Annotated in this window: 20 protein-coding genes and 1 pseudogene; 10 read left to right on the top strand and 11 right to left on the bottom strand. The window is 62.4% G+C overall.

All coding sequences use genetic code 11. The features are described 5' to 3' along the window. The first annotated feature begins 310 nt into the window (after positions 1-310). From NKI72_RS21810 to NKI72_RS21785, 6 genes are all read left to right on the top strand, one after another. Positions 311-1,045 (top strand): FadR/GntR family transcriptional regulator, encoded by a 735-nt coding sequence (locus tag NKI72_RS21810; protein ID WP_023679986.1) that lies wholly within the window; start codon positions 311-313, stop codon positions 1,043-1,045. Further along, positions 1,042-2,229 (top strand): PLP-dependent transferase, encoded by a 1,188-nt coding sequence (locus NKI72_RS21805; protein WP_352831590.1) that lies wholly within the window; start codon positions 1,042-1,044, stop codon positions 2,227-2,229. Before NKI72_RS21810 ends, NKI72_RS21805 begins: the two co-directional genes overlap by 4 nt. A 29-nt stretch (positions 2,230-2,258) precedes the next feature. After that, positions 2,259-3,536 carry an ABC transporter substrate-binding protein gene (locus NKI72_RS21800; RefSeq protein ID WP_352770278.1) on the top strand — a complete coding sequence of 426 codons (1,278 nt, stop codon included), beginning with the start codon at positions 2,259-2,261 and terminating at the stop codon, positions 3,534-3,536. A 212-nt stretch (positions 3,537-3,748) separates the two neighbouring features. Then, the gene (locus NKI72_RS21795) at positions 3,749-4,672 is read left to right on the top strand and encodes a carbohydrate ABC transporter permease (RefSeq protein ID WP_352613811.1); all 924 of its coding nucleotides are present in this window, start codon (positions 3,749-3,751) and stop codon (positions 4,670-4,672) included. Then, positions 4,672-5,520, top strand: coding sequence for a carbohydrate ABC transporter permease (locus NKI72_RS21790; protein WP_352613810.1), 849 nt, complete (start codon positions 4,672-4,674; stop codon positions 5,518-5,520). Before NKI72_RS21795 ends, NKI72_RS21790 begins: the two co-directional genes overlap by 1 nt. 4 nt (positions 5,521-5,524) lie before the next feature. Beyond that, on the top strand, positions 5,525-6,592 hold the full coding sequence (locus NKI72_RS21785) for an ABC transporter ATP-binding protein (RefSeq protein WP_352613809.1): 1,068 nt from the start codon (positions 5,525-5,527) through the stop codon (positions 6,590-6,592). Positions 6,593-6,660: 68 nt separating this feature from the next. On the opposite strand, the gene rpmG is transcribed toward NKI72_RS21785, so the two are convergent. The 9 genes and pseudogenes from rpmG to NKI72_RS21740 form a co-directional block, all read right to left on the bottom strand. Continuing rightward, complete coding sequence (rpmG, locus tag NKI72_RS21780; RefSeq protein WP_006201775.1) at positions 6,661-6,828, bottom strand: 50S ribosomal protein L33; 168 nt, start codon at positions 6,826-6,828, stop codon at positions 6,661-6,663. A 318-nt stretch (positions 6,829-7,146) separates the two neighbouring features. Beyond that, complete coding sequence (locus NKI72_RS21775; protein WP_352471772.1) at positions 7,147-7,515, bottom strand: YybH family protein; 369 nt, start codon at positions 7,513-7,515, stop codon at positions 7,147-7,149. A 51-nt stretch (positions 7,516-7,566) separates the two neighbouring features. Beyond that, positions 7,567-8,028, bottom strand: coding sequence for a YqfO family protein (locus tag NKI72_RS21770; RefSeq protein WP_352471771.1), 462 nt, complete (start codon positions 8,026-8,028; stop codon positions 7,567-7,569). Positions 8,029-8,138: 110 nt separating this feature from the next. Then, positions 8,139-9,314: an MFS transporter gene (locus tag NKI72_RS21765; RefSeq protein ID WP_352770286.1), complete on the bottom strand. Its 1,176-nt coding sequence runs from the start codon at positions 9,312-9,314 to the stop codon at positions 8,139-8,141. 16 nt (positions 9,315-9,330) lie between these two features. Then, positions 9,331-10,066 (bottom strand): annotated as a pseudogene (locus NKI72_RS21760) (NUDIX hydrolase). 72 nt (positions 10,067-10,138) lie between these two features. Next, positions 10,139-10,591, bottom strand: coding sequence for a DUF983 domain-containing protein (locus NKI72_RS21755; protein WP_023679976.1), 453 nt, complete (start codon positions 10,589-10,591; stop codon positions 10,139-10,141). Further along, on the bottom strand, positions 10,591-12,897 hold the full coding sequence (gene rnr / locus NKI72_RS21750; RefSeq protein WP_502898554.1) for a ribonuclease R: 2,307 nt from the start codon (positions 12,895-12,897) through the stop codon (positions 10,591-10,593). Before rnr ends, NKI72_RS21755 begins: the two co-directional genes overlap by 1 nt. Before the next feature lie 6 nt (positions 12,898-12,903). Continuing rightward, the gene (gene topA, locus NKI72_RS21745; protein ID WP_352831594.1) at positions 12,904-15,519 is read right to left on the bottom strand and encodes a type I DNA topoisomerase; all 2,616 of its coding nucleotides are present in this window, start codon (positions 15,517-15,519) and stop codon (positions 12,904-12,906) included. Between the two features lie 447 nt (positions 15,520-15,966). After that, entirely contained in the window at positions 15,967-16,344 is a 378-nt protein-coding gene (locus NKI72_RS21740; RefSeq protein WP_352850857.1) for a COG4315 family predicted lipoprotein, read from the bottom strand. A 188-nt stretch (positions 16,345-16,532) separates the two neighbouring features. On the opposite strand from NKI72_RS21740, the gene NKI72_RS21735 reads away from it, so the two are divergent. Then, a complete protein-coding gene (locus NKI72_RS21735; protein WP_352471765.1) occupies positions 16,533-17,279 on the top strand; it encodes a cytochrome c biogenesis CcdA family protein in 747 nt (248 codons plus the stop codon). 24 nt (positions 17,280-17,303) lie between these two features. Here NKI72_RS21735 and NKI72_RS21730 read toward each other — a convergent pair whose 3' ends face one another. Beyond that, complete coding sequence (locus NKI72_RS21730) at positions 17,304-18,197, bottom strand: SDR family oxidoreductase (RefSeq protein ID WP_352831597.1); 894 nt, start codon at positions 18,195-18,197, stop codon at positions 17,304-17,306. Positions 18,198-18,326: 129 nt separating this feature from the next. Between NKI72_RS21730 and NKI72_RS21725 the strand changes: the two genes are divergently transcribed. Further along, complete coding sequence (locus NKI72_RS21725; protein ID WP_352831599.1) at positions 18,327-19,274, top strand: AraC family transcriptional regulator; 948 nt, start codon at positions 18,327-18,329, stop codon at positions 19,272-19,274. Positions 19,275-19,404: 130 nt separating this feature from the next. Continuing rightward, complete coding sequence (gene glmU / locus NKI72_RS21720; RefSeq protein WP_352831601.1) at positions 19,405-20,766, top strand: bifunctional UDP-N-acetylglucosamine diphosphorylase/glucosamine-1-phosphate N-acetyltransferase GlmU; 1,362 nt, start codon at positions 19,405-19,407, stop codon at positions 20,764-20,766. 1 nt (position 20,767) lies between these two features. Here glmU and NKI72_RS21715 read toward each other — a convergent pair whose 3' ends face one another. Continuing rightward, positions 20,768-21,121, bottom strand: a complete 354-nt coding sequence (locus NKI72_RS21715; RefSeq protein WP_352502466.1) for an ADP-ribosylation/crystallin J1 — start codon at positions 21,119-21,121, stop codon at positions 20,768-20,770. Positions 21,122-21,348: 227 nt separating this feature from the next. Between NKI72_RS21715 and glmS the strand changes: the two genes are divergently transcribed. Further along, positions 21,349-23,172: a glutamine--fructose-6-phosphate transaminase (isomerizing) gene (gene glmS / locus NKI72_RS21710; RefSeq protein WP_352831602.1), complete on the top strand. Its 1,824-nt coding sequence runs from the start codon at positions 21,349-21,351 to the stop codon at positions 23,170-23,172. Positions 23,173-23,200: the final 28 nt, after the last annotated feature.

The raw sequence follows: 23,200 nt of genomic DNA, 5'->3' as shown, positions 1-23,200 counted from the left end.
GGTTCGACCCGAAGAATACCCCATGATGCTCAGGTCCGCCGCATCTCCTGGGTCCGTGGGGTCGGCCGGCCGGCGCTGGCACATAGTGGCCTCCTCGTACCGCTGCCAAACGCCGGCCGGCCCCCAATTTTCAAAACACATCAGGATTATACGCCAAGACCCGGAAAATGTTTGGTTTTTGTTGCGGCAGCGACAGCGCCCTTTGAAATAGCCGGCTTGGGCAGGGCGTATGCGCCCGCAGTCGATTGACAGGCCCTGTCTTCTATGCAGAAATTGGTTGGACCATTGAGCCATTTGGTGACCCGTTGGCATGACCGAATTCGGCCTTTCCCCCATACAGGCAACTGCTCGTGACGACGCGGTGCTCAAGGCGCTGGCCGGCTTTGTGATGCGGGAAGCTCTCGGGCCCGGCCAGAGACTGCCGACCGAACGAATCCTTGCCGAGCGCCTCAAGGTGAGCCGCAACACCGTGCGCGAGGCGTTGACGCGCTGGGAAGGGCTAGGCCTGGTCGAACGGCGGCAAGGCAGCGGCACCTATCTCAAGGGAGTGGTCTCGCTGGACATGCTGCACATGCCGCTGACGCTGGCCGGCGGCAATGATTTCACCAGCCTGATGCAGACGCTGGAAATCCGCCGGGCACTGGAAGCGGAAGCCGCCGCCCTGTGCGCCGTCCGCGCGGGCCAGGCAGATCTCGTCGAGATCGGGCGCAAGCTCGACATTATGGAGCAGGCCTTCCACACCCGCGCCGGGATGTCGGCGGAGGAGGACTGGGAATTCCACCAGTCGATCTACCGCAGTTCCGGCAATCCGCTGTTCGAGCAGATCATCGCCGCCATGCACGAACTGTTCCATCGTTTCTGGGAGCATCCGCTCGGCGTTCGTGATTTCGGCCACGCCAGCTTTCCTTACCACCGCACCATCTACGAACGCATTGCCGCGCACGATCCGGAGGGGGCCCGGGCCGAGGCGCTCAAGCTGATCGCCACCGTCGAGGACGATCTGAAGCGCGGCGCGGCCAAACTCGAACTTTCAGGCCAGAAATGAGCGATCATCCCGCCGGTTTCGAAAACGACTATCTCGCCGAGGCAGCGACGCTTCTCGCCCATGACGAGCCTTTCCCCGGCGGCGCGGTGGTCCCGCCGATCTACCAGACTTCGCTCTTCACCTTCGCCAACTATTCCGAGATGGCCGACACATTCGCCGGCAGGCGACATCAGCCGATCTATTCGCGCGGCGACAACCCGACGGTCATGGAGTTCGAGGCGCGTGTCGCCGCTCTCGAAGGCGCGGAGGCCGCGCGCGGCTTTTCCAGCGGCATGGCGGCGATCAGCGCCACGGTGCTTGCTTTCGTCGGTGCCGGTGAGCGCATGGTTGTCGTGCGCAATTGCTACGGCGATGCCTACCGGCTGTTCGAACGGCTTTTGCCACGGCTCAACATCAAGGTCGACTACGTCGACGGTTCCGATCCGGACGCGGTCGCGGCAGCACTTCCCGGCGCCAAGCTGCTCTACCTGGAAAGCCCGACGTCGATGATATTCGAGCTCCAGGACATAACCCAGCTCGCGCGGCTGGCCAAAGAGCAGGGCATCATCACCTCGATCGACAATTCCTGGGCGACGCCGGTGTTCCAGAAGCCGATTTCGCACGGTGTCGACCTGGTGCTGCATTCGGCCTCGAAATATCTCGGCGGCCACAGCGACACCGTCGCCGGTGTGGTGGCCGGTTCGGCCGCCCATATCCGACATATCAACGAGCAGACCTATTCCTATCTCGGCGGCAAACTTTCGCCTTTCGAGGCCTGGCTGTTGCTGCGTGGCCTGCGCACATTGCCGCTGCGGTTGCCGCACCACATGAAGAGCGGGCTGACCATCGCCGAACGGCTGAAAGCGCATGACCATGTCGAGCGGGTCAACCACCCGGCCTATTCCAACCATCCAGGCAAGGCGACGCTTGCCGGCTATGCCGGGCTGTTCTCGTTCGAAGTGACGGAAGACGTCGACATCCCGGCTTTCGTCGATGCGCTGAAACTCTTTCGCATCGGCGTCAGCTGGGGCGGCCATGAGAGCCTGGTCGTTCCGGCAAAGGCCTCGCTCGAGCAGACGCCGGGCCTGAATTCGATGGCGCGCTTCGGCGTCAGCCCACGAACCATCCGCTTCAGTGTCGGATTGGAAAGTGTCGAAGACCTGTGGGCGGATGTTGCCCGGGCCTTCGACAGAGCAAAAAGATAAAGGAGCCGTTCAAAATGGGAGTGCTGAACATGAAAAAACTGAGCATCCTTCTTGGTGCCGTCTTGGGTCTGGCGATTTCCGCCGGCAGCGTGCTGGCCGATTCCACGGTCAAGATGGTCGAGGTCATCACCAGCCCGCCGCGTACCGAATTCCTCAAGAAGCAGATCGCCGAATTCGAGGCGGCCAATCCGGGTGTCAAGGTCGAGCTGGTATCACTGCCCTGGGGACAGGCGTTCGAGAAGTTCCTCACCATGGTGCAGGCCGGCGACACGCCCGATATCGTCGAGATGCCGGAACGCTGGATGGGTCTCTATGCGACCAACGGCCAGCTCGAGGATCTCGGGCCATACATGGCCAAATGGGACGATGCCAAAACGCTTGGCGAGCGTGCCAAGCAGTTCGGCTCGACGGTCGATAACAAGCAGTACATGATCCCTTACGGCTATTACCTGAACGCGCTGTTCTGGAACAAGAAGCTGTTCAAGGAGGCTGGTCTGGACGGTCCGCCGGCAACGCTCGATGAATTCGTCGAGGACTCCAAAAAAATCTCGGCGATACCGGGCAAATACGGCTACTGCCTGCGCGGCGGCCCGGGCGCCTTCAACGGCATGCATATGTTCATGAACATCGCCGCCGGCAAGGGCGGGTATTTCAACGAGGACGGCACCTCGACCATCAACGAGGAAGGCTCGGTCAAGGGCCTGCAGATGCTCGCCGACATGTACAAGAACGGCCTGGCGCCGAAAGATGCGGTGAGCTGGGGTTTTAACGAGACCGTCACCGGGTTCTACAGCGGCACCTGCGCCATGCTGAACCAGGATCCCGACGCGCTGCTCGGCATCGCCGACAAGATGAGCGCCGACGATTTCGCCGTGGCGCCGATGCCGGTCGGACCGAGCGGCAAATCCTATCCGACGCTCGGTTATGCCGGCTGGGCGATGTTCGCCAATTCCCAGCACAAGGACGATGCATGGAAGCTGATGGCGACGCTGTTGTCGCCCAAGGACAATCTGGAATGGGCAAAGGAAGTCGGCGTCATTCCAATCCACAACGGCGCCGACCAGGACGCCCACTTCAGGACCGAGCAGTTCAAAGGCTGGTTCGAGGAACTGAACAACGGCGACAAATACGAGATGGTGACGCCGCCGACTCACCTGGAAAACCTTGGCAATTTCGTAGACCAGGTGGCGATCAAGAATTTTCAGGAAGTGCTGCTTGGCCAGAAAGCGGCCAAGGACGTGGCTGACGAATGGGCCAAGTTCCTGACCAAAGAACAGCAGGACTGGCTGGCCAAGAACAAGAAATAGCTCTTCTTCCTTCTCCCGTTCACGGGGAGAAGGTGTCACGAAGTGACGGATGAGGGCGGCGCCAACCCGTCGTGGCTCGTGTTGCCTCTCATCTGCCTGCCCGTCCTCCGCAGCAGCTGCGCTGCAGCTGCGGAGGGTGGACCGGCATCTCCCCGTAAACGGGGAAGGCGCTGTCGCCAGCCCGTGGTTACCCAGGAGACGATCCAGTACCAATGACCTATGCCGTGTCCGAAATCCGATCCGCCGGCAGGCCGCGAAAGAAGCGGCTATCCCATGCCGTGATCGAGCCTTGGCTCTATCTCAGCCCGGCGATCGCGCTGCTGGTCGTCGTGCTCCTGGTGCCGCTGGTTATCGGTGTCGGCTACTCGTTCCGCAAATTCTCCGCTTTCAAATCCGAATATGTCGGGCTTGGGCAGTATCAGGCGATGCTGTCGGATCCTGTGCTCGGGCAGGCGCTCGTCAACACGCTATGGTGGACGGCAGCCAGCCTGTTCTTCCAATTTTTCCTTGGACTTGGCCTGGCGCTGCTGCTCGATACGCCGTTCCGGGGCAGAAAGATCGTGCAGGCCGTGGTGTTCCTGCCTTGGGCGGTACCGTCCTTCCTCTCGGGCCTGACCTGGGCCTGGCTGTTCAACCCGATCATCGGGCCGCTGCCGCATTGGCTCTACGCCTTGGGGCTGAAAGCCGAGCCAACCAACGTGCTCTCCGATCCCTCGACAGCCATGTGGGGGCCGATCGTCGCCAATGTCTGGTTCGGCATTCCCTTTTTTGCCATCACCCTTTTGGCGGCGTTGAAGTCGATCCCGTCAGAACTGCATGAGGCGGCGGCGATCGACGGCGCCTCGCCGTGGCAGCGCTTCACCAAGGTGACGCTGCCGTTCCTGGCGCCGACCATCGTCATTACCGTCATGCTGCGCACCATATGGATCGCCACATTCGCCGACCTGATCTTCGTCATGACCGAAGGCGGGCCTGCCGGTTCGACCGCCACAGTGCCGGTCTATATCTATGTCAGCGCGTTCAAGTCGCTGGACAAAGGCTATGCCTCCGCAGTGGCGGTCCTGCTGCTTGTGCTGCTCATCGTCTACGCGGTTGCGCTTATCGGCATCCGCCGTTCGCTGGTGAGGCACGTCTGATGATTGCCGGACGCTCCGCTTCCTCGCGCGTCCTCGGCGGTATCGGCCTTTACGGCGCCATCGCCGCCTATATGGCCTTCGCGCTGTTCCCGATCTTCTGGACGTTGAAGATCTCGGTCACGCCGGAGCGGCTGCTCTATTCCGAAGGCATCACTTTCTGGCCGTCGCAAACGACGCTGCAGAACTTCGTCACCGTGCTCGAAGCCAGCGATTTCCCGCGTTACTTCCTGAACAGCGTTATCGTTTCGGTTTCGACGGCAGCCTTCGTAACGGTCATTGCCACGCTGGCCGGCTACGCCATGTCGCGATTTTCCTTCCGCGGCAAGGCGACCCTGGCCATCCTGCTTTTGCTCACCCAGACTTTTCCGCTGGTGATGGTCATTCCGCCGATCTACCGCATCATGGGACAGATCGGCCTCATCAACAGCCTGACCGGCCTCGTCATCATCTACACCGCGTTCAATACGGCCTTTGCGACCTTCCTGATGCAATCTTTCTTCGACGGCATCCCGAGAGACCTGGAAGAGGCAGCGATGATCGACGGCTGCACGCGCCTGCAGGCGATGCGCAAGGTGATCGTGCCGCTGACGCTGCCCGGCATGGGCGCGACGCTCGGCTTCGTCTTTACCGCCGCCTGGAGCGAGTTGCTGTTTGCGCTGATGCTGATTTCCAGCGACGACCAGAAGACCTTCGCGGTCGGCCTGCTCACCTATATCGGCAAATTCGCGGTCGACTGGGGACAGATGATGGCGGCTTCCATCCTGGCGCTGATCCCGGTCTGCGTCTTCTTTGCCTTCCTGCAACGCTACCTCGTCACCGGCCTTACCGCCGGCGCTGTCAAGGGATAGATCGATGGCCTCCGTTACACTTGACAAAGTCCGCAAAGACTATGGAGCGGTGCGCGTTCTGCACGCAGTCGATCTCGAAATCGCCGACGGCGAGTTCGTCGTTCTGGTCGGCCCGTCCGGCTGCGGGAAGTCGACACTGCTGCGTATGATCGCCGGGCTGGAGGAGGTCTCCGACGGCGAAATCCATATTGGTGAGCGCCTGGTCAACGATATGGCGCCAAAGGACCGCGACATTGCCATGGTATTCCAGTCCTACGCGCTCTATCCGCACATGGACGTGTCGAAGAACATGGGCTTCAGCCTGATGCTGAGAAAGGCCGGGAAGCCGGCGATCGATGCAAGGGTGGACAGTGCCGCCAAGCGGCTCGGGCTCGATGCGCTTCTGCAGCGCCTGCCTCGGCAATTGTCCGGCGGCCAGCGTCAGCGCGTCGCCATGGGCCGTGCCATCGTACGCGACCCGAAGGTCTTTCTCTTCGACGAGCCGCTTTCGAACCTCGATGCCAAGCTGCGCGTTCACATGCGTGCCGAGATCAAGGCGCTGCACCAGCAATTGAAGACCACTTCGGTCTATGTCACCCACGACCAGACCGAAGCGATGACAATGGCCGACCGCATCGTCGTCATGCATGACGGCCTCGTCCAGCAGGTCGGTGTGCCGCTCGATCTGTACGACCGGCCGGTCAACATGTTCGTCGCCGGGTTCATCGGCTCGCCCGGCATGAATTTTCTGTCTGCCGTGGTTGAAAAGGGCGCCAAGCCGGATGCCATCCTGGCCGACGGCCAGAAGCTGAGGCTGCCGGACGGCCTGCCGCTCAGGGATGGCGATGCGATCACCGTCGGCTTGCGGCCCGAGCATATCCGGCTCGCCGACAATGGCGCGCTGAAGGGCGAGGTGGGTGTCGTGGAGCCGCTCGGCCTGTCCACCCAGTTCTATGCCAGGCTTGCCGGCCAGCAGGTCTGCGTGTTTGCCATGGGCCGGGCCAGCGTGAAGCCGGGTGAGGCCGTGCGCCTGTCGGCTGATCCGGCATCGCTCCATCTGTTCGATCCGGCAAGCGGCGATCGCATCGGCTAGCCCTGTATCCCCGAAATGAAAAACGCCGCCCGGAAGGCGGCGTTTCGGTACTGCGAGAGAAAACCCGATTACTTGATCTTGGTTTCCTTGAATTCGACGTGCTTCTTGGCGACCGGGTCGTATTTGCGGAACGACAGCTTGTCCGTCTTGGTGCGGCTGTTTTTGCTGGTCACGTAGAAGAAACCGGTGTCGGCGGTCGACAGAAGCTTGATTTTGATGTTTGCGGCTTTGGCCATGATGTTCGTCCGTTGAATGTTCGTGGAGTTTTGGCCGCTGGAGCACGGGAAACACCCGGACGCGGGAAACTTGCCGCGACACATAAAGAACGCGCCCGGAAAGTCAACCCTTGTCCAGGTTCTGTGTCGTAAGCAGATGAGTTGTCCGGATTAGGTAGCACATGAGTTGTCCGGGTTTATGCCAGCCGATGGAGGCTGGGGACGAAGCGGACATTGAGTGCTACCAAAACCCGACAAGTTGATTGGGTGCCGACAGCCGCGGGAGGCTCCTGTGTGCCTCCGGCCGTCCTCTGGGTGGCGTCTCAGTTTGAATGCTGGCTATGAATATCGAGCGATGGACGGCTGATCGATCACCCAAAGCCAGTTCCCGTCACCTTGCCGGCGAGCGATTTCCGCAGTAACGGTGCCGTCGGCAAGGCGCGTGGAAGTGAGCGCCAAATCCCTGTTGATGATAGCCGGACGCTGATCTCCGAGATCAAACTTTCGTCCCGCTGCCACCAACTTGGCGTAAAATCGGCGGATGGCATCTCTGCCGCAGGCCAACTGTCCGTTGCCGGTATCGAGGATGGCACCGGGTTCGTAAAGAGCAGCCATTCCTTCCGCGTCTCCCGCTTGCTCGCGAGAAACCAATAGCCGCGCCAGGTCCTGGGGATCGCTTGCCGGTTTGCGGTTTGCTTCATCATTCATCGGCAGGCTTCCTGACAGCCAGATTCAAACCGAGATACGACCAGGTTCCGGTCACTCCGCCGCGACGGTTTCCGGTTGTAACGCCTTCTTCCAGTCTCCCGTCGTGTTCCACCAGCGGTTCGGGTTGGTGCGGTCGTCGAGACCCTTGGAGCGGCTGGCAAGCAGTGGCTGAATGCGGATCACCGGTTCCTGATAGCTGTGAACCTGATAAATCGCCTCGACGACGCGTGCGGCGAGCTTCTGGTCATCAGGCAGTTCGAACGACACCTCGACAGTCCCCGACCGCCTGCGCAATTCCGTCTCGGCGCCGGCGGCGGCACCTTCAAGCGGCCGGTAACGTTCGATGCCGTCCGCCGACTGAAAGGCATTGCTGTCATATTTGCCCATTTCGAGCGGCGCGATCGCGACCACCGCCTCCATGATGCGGTCGACATCGGCTGCCGGTGCCTGAAAGGTCACCAGCAGCAGCAATTCCATCCGCAGCGATTTCGTTTCAAAGCCACTATCGATCATCCGAGGTCTCCCTGCTTATGCACTTTGGGGGAGCATATACTCGAGCCCTCCTGACATGGTTGTGTCAGGAGTTGGTCAGCAGTGGGAGCGATGTCGGCAGCTGGGCCGAGTCAGAGGATTTTGTGGAGCAGCCTGGTGCCGACCAGCACGATATAGCAGGCGAAGAACAGGCCGAGCGCCCAACCGAAGCCCGACGGCCCGAAAGCGTCCATGCCGATGCCGATCGCCTGCGGGCCAAGCACCATGCCGACGCCGTAGCAGAGCACGAAGGCGGCGTTGGCGGAGGCCAATTCGTGGCCGGAAAGCTGCGAGCCGAGATGCGCCAGGCCGATTGTGTACATGGCAGCGACCACACCGCCCCAGACGAACAGAAGCGCTGCCATCAAATGCCAGTTCTGCGCGAAGTACGGCATGAAGACCGTACCGGCAAGCCCGACGGTGGCACAGGCCATCAGCAGATAGCGACGGTCGCTTACGCGGTCGCTGATCATGCCGATCGGGATCTGCAACAGCACGTTGCCAAGCCCGATCATGGTGAGCAAAAGGGCGGCGTCCGCCTCTGAGTAGCCGATGCGGCTACCGTAGACCGGGAACAGTGCAAAGCCGCCGGTCTCGACCGCGCCGAACACCAGCACGGCCGCGGTCGCCGTCGGCACCAGCCAGATGTAACGCAGGAAATTGCTGGTTTCGCCGTCCGAGACGATCGTCGGGCTCTCGTTGCGTGCCGCCAGGACCGGTATGGCAGCGAGCGTAACCAAGGCGATGGTAACGCCGAAGGGCAGGAAGCCGCTGCTGCCGAGATGGGCGAACAGCCAAGGCCCGGCGGCAAAGCCGAGAGACAGCACGGTGGCATAGATGCCGAGGACCAGTCCGCGCCGGTGTGGCGGCGCCGAGGTGCTGATCCAGAATTCCGACAGGATGAACAGCACCGTTAGCGCGATATGCAGCAGCACGCGCAGCGGAAACCACATCCAGAAAGCTGGCGCGAAATGGAAACCGACAAAGGCCAGCGCCCCGGCGGCGATCATGGCAAGCATCGTCCAGGCGACCCCGAACCGCATGGCAAGCGGGGTGGCGAGCGGCGCGCCGGCGATAGAGGCGAGGCCGGCGACCGCGGTGTTGAGACCGATCATCGACGCGGAATGGCCACGCGTTTCCAGGATCACGCTGAGCAGCGGCATGCCAAGGCCGATGGCAATGCCGACGACGCTGATCGACGAGATCGCCGCGACCATCGGCAGCCAGTGTACGCGTTCCTTGCCCTGCGGCTGGGTATCGACTGTCATGGAATGCCTGGCTGCTCTAGAGAATTTCGCGGACGAAGCGATTGTGGACAAGCCGGTAGAACGGCACGGGACTGCCGGGGCTCAGCAGCGGATCCCAGGCGAGCCGCGTTTCCAGTTCCTCCAGGACCGTGCGCGTGATGTCTGGAATATCGGCTTGCCTGGCCCTTGGCCAGCGGCAGCCAAACGACGTCCTCCAACTCGTTGGTCGGACCGCCACCCGGCAGTTCAACGGCGACATCGTCGCGCCATGCGGCGAGAAAGCGCGTATCGAAGCGGCGCACCCGGTTGGGCGGGGTGATGGCGCGTGCGACGAAGCGCAGCGCTTGCAGTGATGGGATGACGCCGTGTTCGACAAAGCCCTGCCAGTCGCGCCTGGCGGTTGCGAACGCGCCTTTTTGACCGATCAGCAGGCCGGCCTCCTCATAGGTTTCGCGGATTGCCGACAGGGCAATCGCGCGGGCGCGAGCCGGGCTGGTGCGACCGATACCAGCGGTCAATCTCGCTTCTTCCTCGGGATGAAGTGCGGTGGCTATTGAGATGCGGCTGTCGGCCGGATCTGTGCGGCCGCCAGGAAACACGAATTTTCCCGGCATGAAGGCATGACCGGCGTGGCGCCGGCCCATCAGCACCAGGAATTCGTCGCCTTTGCGGTCGAGCAGGATCAGCGTCGCGGCGTCGCGTGGGCGTATAGGCTTGGCCTCGAGCGCGATCCGCTCAACCTCGTCGACTTCCGCCTTGGTCATAACGTCCATGCGGTCGACCTAGCGGAATCTTCTCCGATGCGAAAGTGGCGTCCAGCCATGCCGATTGCGCCAGCCTCGGTTTCAAGCCTCGGGATGCGACTCGATCAGATCTTCTTCACCGCCAAAGCCGTGCATATAAAACGCCCATTGCAGGCCGATGACAGCGCCCTTGACCGGTTGCAGCAGGACGACGGCCAGAATGATGGTCAATGGCACCCAGATGGCGATGTGCTGCCAGGTAGACAGCGTCGAGGTCGCCTCGACACCCATGAAGGCCCCGAGCACGATGTGGCCGACAATGACGACCACGAGATAGGCCGGCAGGTCGTCGGCGCGATGGTGGTGGAGCTCCTCGCCGCAATGATCGCATTTGTCGACGGTCTTGACGAAGGCGCGAAACAGCTTGCCCTCGCCGCAATGCGGGCAGCGGCCGAGCATACCGCGCTTCATTGCCGTCCATAGCGGCCGGGCGGTCCGGCCCGAGTGATGTTCGCCACCGAAAATCCGTTCTTCCACCTGCAGTTCTGTTGGCATTACCGTCTCCTGCCGCGCGAGCCTGGACGCGATTGCGACGCCCGGGCGCGGCCTTTGGCCTTGTGGAACGACCGTTTGGAGCCGGGCAGCGGCTTTGGCTCGGTCAGCATCTCGAAACGCATCGCGCCGGCCATCGGCGCCACCTCGATCAGGCGAACCTCGACGCGATCAGCAAGCTGATAGCCCTTGCCGGTGCGTTCTCCGAAAAGCGATCGAGCAGTTTCGTCGTATATATAGTAGTCGCCGCCCAGGGTTGAAACCGGAATGAAGCCATCCGCGCCGTACTGCGGCAATTGGACAAACAGGCCCGATTTGGTGACGCCCGAGATGCGGGCGTCGAAACGGTCGTCGATGCGCTCGGCGAGAAAGGCGGCGATCAGCCGGTCGACCGTGTCGCGCTCGGCGGCCATCGCGCGCCGCTCGGTCGCCGAAATCAGCGCCGAGACCTCTTCCAGCCGCTCCGCCTCGTCCTGCGTCAGGCCCCCCGGACCAAGGCCGAGTGCGGCAATCAGCCCACGATGCACGATCAGGTCGGCATAGCGACGGATCGGCGAGGTGAAATGCGCGTAGCGCTTCAGGTTGAGGCCGAAATGGCCGATATTGGCGGGCGAATATTCGGCCTGGCTCTGCGAGCGCAGCACCACTTCGTTGACCAGCCCCTCATTATCGGCGCCGCGCACGCGAGCGAGGATGCCGTTGAACTGGTTCGGCAGCATTTGCGCGCCGCGCGCCAGCGACAGGCCGAGCGTCTGCAGGAATTCACGCAGCGATTCCTGCTTGGCGAGCGAGGGCGCATCGTGGATGCGGTAGACCAGCGCCTGGCGCTTCGCCTCGAGTGTCTCGGCGGCGGCGACATTGGCCTGGATCATGAACTCTTCGATCAGTTTGTGCGCGTCGAGCCGCTCCGGCACGACGACCTTGTCGACGGTGCCGTCCTGCTTGAGCAGGATCTTGCGCTCGGGCAGATCGAGTTCGAGCGGCTGGCGGGTGTCGCGGCCGCGCTTCAGGATCGCGTAGGCGTCCCATAGCGGCTTCAGCACCGTATCGAGGATCGGGCCAGTCGTGTCGTCCGGTGCGCCGTCGATCGCCGCTTGCGCCTGCTGATAGGCGAGTTTCGCCGCCGACTTCATCATGACGCGATGGAAGGAATGTCTGAGTTTGTGGCCATCGGCCGAGAAAGTCATACGCACCGCTATCGCCGGACGATCCTGGCCCTCGCGCAGTGAACAGAGGTCGTTCGAGATGCGCTCCGGCAGCATCGGTACGACTCGGTCGGGAAAATAGACCGAATTGCCGCGCTTCAGCGCTTCGCGATCGAGCGCCGTGGCATAGCGCACGTATGCAGCGACATCGGCAATGGCGACGGTGACAATCACGCCGCCGGCGTTCTTCTCGTCGGTGTCAGGCATGGCGAACACCGCGTCGTCATGATCCTTGGCATCGGCCGGATCGATGGTGAGCAGCGGCAGCTCGCGCCAATCCTCGCGGCCGGCAAGCGTCGCCGGCTTGACCGCCTCCGCCTGGGCGATGACGTCGGCTGGGAAAATATGCGGAATGTCGTGTGCGTGGATGGCGATCATCGAGACCGCCTTTTCGCTGGTCAGCGACCCCAACACCGCCAGAACCTTGGCTCGCGGCAGCCCGTAGCGCGAGGCCCGTGCCGGCTCGACCTCGACCAGGTCGCCGTTCTTGGCGCCGTTCTGGAATTCCTTGTCGACGACCAGCTCCGGCTGACGCCTTTCCACCGGTTCGATGCGGAACGTGCCGTCCTTCAGCACACGGAAAACGCCGAGAACCGCATCGGTGCGCTTCTCGAATATCTTCATCACCCGGCCCGTATAGGCCGGGCCTGCCGGATCGTCGGTCGGAAAGGTCTTGGCCAGCACGCGGTCGCCGATGCCCGGCGTCGGGCCATTGCCGCCGCGCGACACGCGGATCGCTATGACCGGAGGTTCGCCATTGCCAATCGCTTCGGTCGGGTGCGCCAGCAGCACACCGTCGGCGTCACGGCCGAAGATGTCGAGCACCGCGACGTGGGGCAGGGCGCCGATACGGGCAAGCCGCTTGCGCTCCTTGGTGAGCAGGCCTTCATCCTGCAGGTCGCGCAAGACGTCCTTCAGCCAGATACGGTCTTCGCCGCGCAGCGCAAACGCCTTGGCGATGTCGCGTTTACCGGCGCGGTCCGGATTTTCGGCGATGTAACGCAGTATCTCGTCGCGTGAAGGCCGGTAATTGTCCCTGACCTTGGCACGGGTATCGGCGGTGCGCAGATCGCCGTGGCTTCTTCCGGAGACTTTGCGCGCCAACCCGTCCTATCCCTTTTTCCTGGCCGCCGGTTTTTTGGCCGCAGCCGGTTTCTTGGCAGGCGCGGCCGCTTTGCGGAAGGGCTTCCTGGCGCCGTTGCCGCCCTTGGCTTCCTTTTCCGCAATGAGCGCCACCGCATCCTCGATCGTCACCGATTGCGGATCCTTGCCCTTCGGCAGCGTCGCATTGACCTTGCCGAAATTCACATAAGGCCCGTATTTGCCGTCGCGCACGACTATGTTGCCGCCGCCGGCAGGATGCTCGCCTAGTTCCTTGAGCGCAGCGGCTGTGCCGCCATTGCGGCCGCCTTTGCCCTTCAATTGCTTCTCGGCGATCACCGAGACGGCGCGATTGAGGCCGATCGAGAACACGTCCTCGATGCTGTCGAGATTGGCGTAGGTGCCGTCATGCAGCACGAACGGCCCGTAGCGCCCCAGCCCGGCCGAAATCATCTTGCCGGATTCCGGATGCTTGCCGACGTCGCGCGGCAGCGACAACAAGGCGAGCGCCTTTTCGTGATCGATCGAATCGACCGTCCAGCCCTTGGGCAGGCTGGAGCGCTTGGCATCCTTGCCGTCGCCGCGCTGGATATAGGGGCCGAACCGGCCATTGCGCAGCGTGATCTCCTCGGCGGTATAGGGGTCCTTGCCGAGCACTTTGGTGCCGTCTTCACCACCGCCGTTCTCGCCATTGGGATTGGCGGCGTCGCCGAGCTGGCGGGTGAAGGAGCATTCGGGATAGTTCGAACAGCCGACGAAGGCGCCGAACTTGCCGAGCTTCAGCGACAGGTTGCCGGTGCCGCATTTCGGACAGATGCGCGGGTTCGAACCGTCTTCCCGCGCGGGAAAGACCAGCGGCGCCAGTTCCTCGTTCAATGCATCGAGGACGTCGGTGACGCGCAACTCCTTGATGTCGGCGACGGCGCCGGAAAAATCCTTCCAGAAATCGCGCAGCACGTCCTTCCATGCGAGCTTGCCGTCGGAAATCTCATCGAGCTTTTCCTCCAGCGAAGCGGTGAAGTCGTACTCGACATAACGCTCGAAGAAGCTTTCGAGGAAGGCCGACAATAGCCGGCCCTTGGCCTGCGGCACCAGCTTGCGCTTGTCGATGGTGACATAGTCACGATCCTCGAGCGTCTTCAGGATCGCCGTATAAGTCGACGGCCGGCCGATGCCCAACTCTTCCAGCTTCTTGATCAGCGAAGCTTCCGAATAACGCGGCGGCGGCTCGGTGGTGTGCTGGGTGGCGTTGATCGCCTCGCGTGTGAGCTGCTCGCCGGCACGGATCTCGGGCAGGCGGCGGCTTTCCTCGTCTTCCGAATCTTCTTCCTTCTGCTCGATGTAAGCGGCAAGGAAGCCGTCGAAGCGAACAACCGAGCCTACAGCACGAAGCTCGGCGGTGCGCGGGCCGTTGATGGCCTCGACCTCGACCGTGGTGCGCTCTATCTCGGCCGGCTGCATCTGGCTGGCGATGGCGCGTTTCCAGATCATCTCGTAAAGCCGCGCCTGGTCAGCGTCGAGATACTGCCTGACGGAAGCCGGCGTGCGCATGAAATCGGTCGGACGGATCGCTTCGTGCGCCTCCTGGGCATTCTTGGCCTTGGCGGAATAGTAGCGCGGCTTTTCAGGCAGGTATTTAGGGCCGAATTCCTTGGCAATCGCATCGCGCGCGGCAGAGATCGCCTCCGGCGCCATCTGCACGCCGTCGGTTCGCATGTAGGTGATCAGGCCGGTGGTCTCACCGCCGATCTCCATGCCCTCATAGAGCCGCTGAGCCACCTGCATGGTGCGGTTGGCCGAAAAGCCGAGGCCCGATGAGGCTGCCTGCTGCAGCGTCGAGGTGGTGAAGGGCGGCCCGGGATTGCGCTTGGTCGGCTTGGCTTCGACCGACGCCGCCTTGAAGCTGGCGCCTTCGAGCATCGCTTTGATGTCGTCGGCCTGCGCCTTGTTGGAAATGTCGAGCTTTTGCAGCTTCTTGCGCTCGAAGGCGGTCAGCCGCGCCTCGAAATTATCCTTGCGCGGCGTACCGAGAATGGCGGCGACCTGCCAGTATTCCTCGCGGATGAAGCGCTCGATCTCGGATTCGCGGTCGCAGACCAGACGCAGCGCCACCGACTGGACGCGGCCGGCGGAGCGGGCGCCGGGCAGCTTGCGCCACAGCACGGGCGACAGCGTGAAGCCGACCAGATAGTCGAGCGCACGGCGAGCGAGATAGGCATCGACCAGCGGCGCGTCGATCTGGCGCGGATTGGCCATCGCCTCCAGCACGGACGCCTTGGTGATGGCGTTGAAGACGACGCGGCTGACCGGCTTGTCCTTCAACGCGCGCTTTTGCTTCAGCACTTCCAGGACATGCCAGGAGATCGCTTCGCCCTCGCGGTCCGGATCGGTGGCGAGGATCAGCCCGTCGGCGTCCTTGACCGCCTTGGCGATATCGGCGAGACGCTTTCCAGACGCGGTGTCGACGGCCCAGGACATGGCAAAGTCCTCATCCGGACGCACCGAGCCATCCTTGGCCGGCAGATCGCGGACATGGCCGAACGAGGCCAGAACCTTGTAGTTCTTGCCGAGGTACTTGTTGATTGTCTTCGCCTTGGCCGGCGATTCGACGACGACGACGTCCATACGGTCTCATATCAGTTGTGATGCGGCAGAAGAATTCCGCTGCGCGCGACGAAATCTCGTTCAATGTGTCGCTCACATGGCCGCGCTTTTGCATCCGGTCAAGGCCAAGCAGTCAAAATGCGGCCCTGTAGCGAATGCGCAACCCAACGGCGCGCCATGCGATTTCCGCAATCCTGGACAAGGGAAATGAGCAGCCTATCGCTGGACAAACCCGACAATTGATCCTGGAGAACGGGACAAACTCTCCCGCGGATATAAGAGAAACATCGAGCACGCGCCAGCCCTGCTTGAACAGATGCTGTAAAGCGCGCAATCGCTTGCCCGGCATTTTGCTCGGACAGTCGCAAGGAAGTACCGTGCTGAAAAGCTGGCCGCCGGGGCGGTTGGGTCGAGTTCCCAGCGACCAGCCGTGTTGCTGCCTGTTACAGCCGATCAGAAGCTCAAGGCCTAGTCGGCCTTGGCGATATGCCAGACGCCGCCGACACCCTCGCCGGTCACGTCGCCGGCCTTCTTGTCCTTGATGAACGTGTAGAGCGGCTTACCTTCGTAGGCCCACATCCTGATGCCGTCGGTGCGGTCGACGATCGTCCACTCGCCCTCGGCCTTGGCGTTGGCGTCAGCCTTCAGCGGCGGCCAATTGGCGGCGCATTTGTCGTAGCAGTTCGACTTGCCCGCCTCGTCCTTGTCGTAGGTGTAGAGCGTCATGCCGCTGGCGTCGGTGTAGATCTTGGTGCCGCCGACCTCCGCTTCCTTCCACGCCTCGGCAGCGAAGGATGCGGCAGTGCCGAGCAAAAGCGCGGCTATGCCAATTGCGATCGTTTTCATGGACTTCTCCCTGGGTCATTTCGAAAAGCGTGCGGAACAACGCAGTTTCGTTTGATCAACGCTGCCTGGCTGCCCTTTCTTCCCGGGCGGGCGCCGACTTGCTACCCAATGTGATGGGGCCACGCGATGGTGATTGGCGGACGGCTGTTGTCGCGGCTATATGGCTGCGCAGTCATCGGGAGACGGAAATGGCATTGGACGTCGGCTATGTCAGTGCGATCGGGGCGGGAGCAATTTCCTTCCTGTCCCCCTGCGTGCTGCCGCTGGTGCCGCCTTACCTGTGCTATATGGCCGGCGTGTCGGTCGACGATTTCCGCGGCGAGGCCGGCATTACGGCAAAGGCCGGCGCGCGAGGCGCGCTGATTAATTCCTCAATCGCCTTCGTGCTCGGCTTCTCGACCGTCTTCGTCGCGCTCGGCGCCGGCGCCTCGACCATCGGCCATTTGCTGCGAGTCTGGCAGGAGCCGCTGGCAATGGCGGCAGGCGTGCTGATCATCCTGATGGGGCTGAATTTCCTCGGCGTACTGCGCATCCCTTTGCTTTCACGCGAGGCGCGCTTCCAGTCACAAGGCAAGCCGGCCAGCCTGATCGCCGCTTACGTCATGGGCCTGGCCTTCGCCTTTGGCTGGACGCCCTGTATCGGCCCGGTGCTGGGGCCGATCCTGACGCTTGCCGGCGGCCGCGAGACGGTGGGCGAGGGCGCGCTGCTGCTCGCCGCCTATTCGCTCGGCCTCGGTATTCCCTTCCTCGTTGCGGCGCTGTTTTCAGGCGCCTTCATGCGCTTTCTCGGGAAATTCCGCGTCCATCTCGGCCGCGTCGAAAAGGCCATCGGCGCGTTGCTGGTGGTCGCCGGCGTGTTTTTCCTGACCGGCGGCGTGCAGGCGGTGTCCTATTGGTTGCTCGAGAATTTTCCGGTGCTGGGGCAATTGGGATAGGTTTGCCGCCCGACATGGGTCTGTTCAGCCTTCGAAATAGCCCGGCTGGTCGATATCAGCGATCAGCCCGGGTCCGCTCGGCTGCCACCCCAGCAGCGCCTGGGTTCGTTCGCTCGAGGTCGGGACATCCATCGCCGCGAACATCGCGAACCAGCCAAAATGATCGGCGGCTTCTTCCGCGGACTTGGCGACGACCGGCACGTCCAGGCGCCGGCCGATCACGCCGGCGACGTCCTTGAACGGCACGCCTTCTTCGGCGATCGCGTGATATCGCCCGCCACCGGCTCCATGCTCGAGCGCAAGCCGGTAGACGCGGGCGGCATCGAACCGATGCACGGCAGGCCAGCGATTGAGCCCTTCGCCGATATAGGCCGACACGCCCTTCTCGCGAGCGAGGTCGATGAGAATAGGAACGAAGGCATGGTCGCCTTGGCCATGGACCGACGGAGGAAGGCGCACAACCGACGCGCGCACGCCGCGTGCCGCCAGCGCGGCGGCTGTCGCTTCGGAGGCGCGGGGATACGAAGCGGAAGATGGGACAGGCGCATCTTCCTCGGTCGCGATACGGCCCCGCGCCTGGAGCGCGGTCCCGGAGGTGACGAGCAGGGGCCGCTCGGAGCCTTCGAGTGCACCGCCCAAGGCCTCGATGGCGCGCCGGTCCATCTCGCAATTTTGCGCGAATTTCGAGAAGTCGTGGTTGAAGCCGGTATGGATCACTCCATCAGCTGCCGCTGCGCCCCTGCTGAGGCTTTCGAGGGCTTCGAGGTCACCTCGATGCACCTCGGCTCCGGTGGCCGCAAGCGACTTGGCCGACGCCGCCGAGCGGGCGAGGCCGAGCACCTGATGGCCGGCGCCGATGAGTTCTTGAACGACGGCAGAACCGACGAATCCGGTCGCTCCGGTAACGAAAACACGCACCACGACTTCTCCTTGTTCGTTTCTGGCCACGACCATTTTCGCGGCTCAGTTGTGTCGTGATAGGCGCTTGAGAAAATACGATCTATGCGGTAAAGTCCGTATTATCTTCGCAATCGTCCGGAATGACCTGTGGATCCCCTTTCAGATGTGCTCTCGCTGCTGAAGCCGCGAAACTATATGTCGGCCGGTTTCGATGCTGGTGGTGAATGGTCGATCCAGTTCCCCGACCAGCAGCAAAGCATCAAGACCGGAGCGGTGGTCTCCGGCCGGTGCTGGCTGTCTGTGGAGGGTGTTGCTGACGCAGTGCGCCTTGAGACGGGAGACAGCTTCCTGCTGCCGAGTGGACGGCCTTTCCGCCTTGCAAGCGACATGAGCTTGACGCCTGTTGAAGCCGTCAAGATTTTTCCGCCTGCGCGAGCCGGCGGGGTCGTGACCCACAATGGCGGTGGTGATTTCTTTCTGGTCAGCAGCCGCTTCGCGCTTGGCGGCAATCATGCCGGCATGCTGTTGCGGATGCTGCCAGCCATTGTGCATATCCGCAAAGAGTCGGACCAGTCGGCGCTGCGCTGGTCTGTGGAGCGGATGATGCAGGAGCTGCGCGAGCCGCAGCCGGGCGGCTTTCTGATGATCCAGCACCTCGCCCACATGATGCTGGTTCAGGCGCTGCGGCTGCATCTTTCGGAAGGATTGAAAGGTGGCATCGGCTGGCTCTTTGCCCTCGCGGACAAACAGATCGGCGCGGCGATCAGGGCCATGCATGACGATCCGGCGCATGGCTGGACGCTACAGGAACTGGCGGAACGGGCCGGCATGTCGCGATCGACCTTTGCGCTCAGATTCAAGGAGACGGTTGGCGCGTCGCCGATGGACTATTTGACGCGCTGGCGAATGCTGCTGGCTGGCGACCGGCTGACGAATTCCAGCGATCCCGTCGCCGTCATAGCGCTTTCGCTCGGCTACGAATCCGAAAGCGCCTTCAGCACAGCCTTCAAGCGGGTCATGAACTGTTCGCCACGGCAATACGGCCGTGGCCGAGCCCCCAGCTTCGCATCACGCAACGAGGCGGAAGCCGCCTGAGCCGATCGGCTTGAGCGTGTCGCGGGTTGGAGGTTCCACCGTCTCACCGGAATTTAACCGCATTGGTGCAGCATGGCGCCGGTGCTACTAACGCTTCGATTCCAGACCCCTTTCAACGGTTGCTGTCCCCATGAGCCAGAGATCCTGCCTGTCCATCATCCTCGCCGCCGGTGAAGGCACGCGCATGAAGAGTGCAGTGCCGAAAGTGCTGCACACAATCGCGGGCCTGCCGATGGTTGCCCATGTCGTCAAGGCGGCCGAAGCCGCCGGCAGCGGCGAATTGGCGCTGGTGATCGGCCATGGCGCCGATGAGATGCGCAAGGCTGCACTCAAGTTTGCGCCGAGGGCCGAGGCTTTCGTTCAGGAAAAACGTCTCGGCACCGCGCACGCCGTGCTTGCCGCACGTGCAGCAATATCAAAAGGTTATGACGATATCTTGGTGATGTTTGGCGACACGCCGTTGATCGATCCGGAAGCGCTCGCGGCGGCGAGGCTGAAGCTGGCGGAAGGTGCGGCCGTCGTCGTGGTCGGCTTCCGTACGGAAAATCCTTCGGGCTACGGCCGGCTTATCGAAAAGGCCGGCAAGCTCGTGGCCATCCGCGAGGAGAAGGACTGCTCGGACGAGGAGAAAAAGATCACCTTCTGCAATGGCGGGCTGATGGCGGTCGCCGGCAGGCACGCGCTGAAGCTGCTCGATCAAGTCGGCAGCAAGAACGCCAAGGGCGAGTATTATCTCACCGACATCGTCGAGATCGCCGCTGCCCAGGGACTTGATGTCGTCGCCACCGAAGCCAGTTTCGAGAACGCGCTCGGCATCAACAACCGTGCCGAGCTTGCCCAGGCGGAAGGTATCTGGCAGCAGCGCCGGCGGCGCGAGGCGATGCTTTCTGGCGTTACGCTGATCGCGCCCGAAACTGTGTTCTTCTCGCACGACACCGAGATCGGCGCCGATACGGTCGTCGAACCCAATGTCTGGTTCGGGCCGGGCGTGAAAATCGCGACGGGGGCCAAGATCCATGCCTTCAGCCATATCGAAGGCGCCACCATCGCGTCGAATTGCGATGTCGGGCCGTTCGCGCGGCTGCGGCCCGGGGCCGATCTGAGAACCAAGGCCAAGGTCGGCAATTTCTGCGAGGTCAAGCAGGCGATCGTCGAGGAGGGCGCGAAGGTCAACCATCTGACCTATATCGGCGATGCCCGCATCGGTGCCGGCGCCAATATCGGCGCCGGCACCATCACCTGCAATTATGACGGCTATTCGAAATTCTTCACCGATATCGGCGAGGGCGCCTTCATAGGCTCGAACTCCTCGCTGGTGGCGCCGGTGTCCATCGGCAAGGGCGGCTACATCGCCTCGGGCAGCGTCATTACCGAAAGCGTACCCGACGATGCGCTGGCTTTCGGCCGCGCCCGCCAGCGGACTCTACCCGGCAAGGGCAAGGAGTTGCGAGAGCGTTTTTCTCAGGCCGCGGCGGCCCGCAAAAAAGGGTAGACTAGCGGAACTCGGCGACAAGCTGGATTTCGCCAACGATTGCATCGTTGAAGGCCGACAGGTCTTCGGCCGGAATCCAGTATTCCAGATGCGCCCGGCTGCCGGCATGCTGGACGCTGTAACGGTCCAGAAAGCTGCGACTCACCTCGAAACGCGTCACGAAACCTGATCCGCTCGCGGGCACGTTCCAGTCTCGGGCGATCTGGGTGGCATAGGCCTCGCTGGTAACCGGATAGAAGATCGGCTGATCGGCAAGTCGAGGAGGAAAGGCGCGCATCCCTGCCCTCTGGATCAACTCCAGTTCGCGGGGACCAACCGGACGCCAAAGCGTCACCGTGTCAATTCGTTCGTTCATAGCCGCATCATGTCTTTGACTGATTTCTGGAGCCGTTGAGCCGAGATAGGATACATAAGCGGAGAAACTGAGCAATTGCAGTAACCGGATTGCAAGTGCGCCCTGTCATGGTGCATCTGTGCAGGATAGTCCGGCTGATACCGGACGAAATGGAATGTGATTTTTCGCGGCAGCCCGGCAGTCTCTAAATAGTGCCGGGTTTGAGGTCGGAATCGGGGGCAGGCGCCATGTGCGGTATCGTTGGAATTGTCGGTGACTCGCCGGTCGCGCCGCTTATCGTCGATGCGCTGAAAAGGCTCGAATATCGCGGCTATGACTCGGCCGGCGTCGCCACGATCGAGCACGGCAGGCTTGACCGCCGCCGCGCCGAGGGCAAGCTGGTCAATCTCGAGCGCCTGCTGAAGGACGAACCGCTCGACGGCATGATCGGCATCGGCCACACGCGCTGGGCCACGCATGGCGTTCCGAACGAGAGCAATGCGCATCCGCATTTTTCCGACGGCGTCGCCATCGTCCATAACGGCATCATCGAGAATTTCGCCGAATTGCGCGACGAGCTGATGCGCGACGGCTACAGCTTCGCCTCACAGACCGATACCGAAGTCGTCGCGCATCTGGTGGCGCGCGAACTGGCCAGGGGGCTGAAGCCGGTTGAGGCGGCGCACAAGGCGCTGAAGCGGCTGGAAGGCGCCTTTGCGCTCGCCATCATGTTCAAGGGCGACGAGGATCTGATCGTCGGCGCGCGCAATGGCCCGCCGCTCGCGGTCGGTCATGGCGACGGCCAGATGTTCCTTGGCTCCGACGCCATTGCGCTTGCCCCTTTCACCAATTCGATCACCTATCTGGAAGACGGCGACTGGGCGGTGGTGCGCCGCAACGAGGTCGATATCTTCGACATGGGCGGCAACAAGGTCGACCGCAAACGCCAACAGTCGCTCAGCACGAGCTTCATGGTCGACAAAGGCAACCGCCGCCATTTCATGGAAAAGGAAATCCATGAGCAGCCGGAAGTGATCTCGCACACGCTGGCGCATTATGTTGATTTCATCAGCGGCGTCTCGAAGCCGCTCGACCTGCCGTTCGATTTCGCCAAGATCGACCGGCTGGCGATCTCGGCCTGCGGCACCGCCTATCTCGCCGGGCTGATCAGCAAATACTGGTTCGAGCGCTATGCGCGGCTGCCGGTCGACATCGATGTCGCTTCGGAGTTCCGCTATCGCGAGATGCCGCTGTCGAAGAACGATGCCGCTTTCTTCATCTCGCAATCGGGTGAGACCGCCGACACGCTGGCGTCGCTGCGCTACTGCCGCAAGGCCGGCATGAAGATCGGCGCGGTCGTCAATGTGCGCGAATCGACCATGGCGCGCGAATCCGACGTCATCCTGCCGACGTTGGCCGGCCCGGAGATCGGCGTCGCTTCGACTAAGGCGTTCACCTGCCAGCTTTCCGTGCTGGCCTCGCTGGCGGTGCGGGCGGGCGTGGCGCGCGGAACGATTTCGCAGGAGCAGGAGAAAACGCTGATACGCGAGCTGTCGGAAGCGCCGCGTTATGCGAACCAGGTGCTAAAGCTCGACGGGCAGATCGAAAAGGTCGCGCGCGACCTCTCGCACTACAAGAATGTGCTTTATCTCGGCCGCGACACCAATTTTCCGCTGGCCCTGGAAGGCGCGCTGAAGCTCAAGGAAATTTCCTATATCCACGCCGAAGGCTATGCCGCCGGCGAGTTGAAACACGGCCCGATCGCGCTGATCGACGAGAACATGCCCGTCATCGTCATCGCCCCGCATGACCGTATCTTCGAAAAGACCGTCTCGAACATGCAGGAGGTGGCGGCGCGCGGCGGCAAGATCATCCTGATCACCGACAGCAAGGGCGCCGCGCACGCCACGGTGAAGACGATGGAGACGATCGTTTTGCCGGACGTACCGGAAATCATCTCGCCGATCATCTACGCACTGCCGATCCAGATGCTCGCCTATTTCACCGCCGTGTTCATGGGCACGGATGTCGACCAGCCGCGCAATCTGGCGAAATCGGTAACGGTGGAATGATCGGTTCCAAACGGCTACCGATAGGGTC

This window comes from Mesorhizobium sp. M0437 (assembly GCF_040321335.1).
GTDB lineage: Bacteria > Pseudomonadota > Alphaproteobacteria > Rhizobiales > Rhizobiaceae > Mesorhizobium.
The sequence above is the reverse complement of the archived record's forward strand: the minus strand, read 5'-3'. Positions and strand labels throughout refer to the sequence as shown.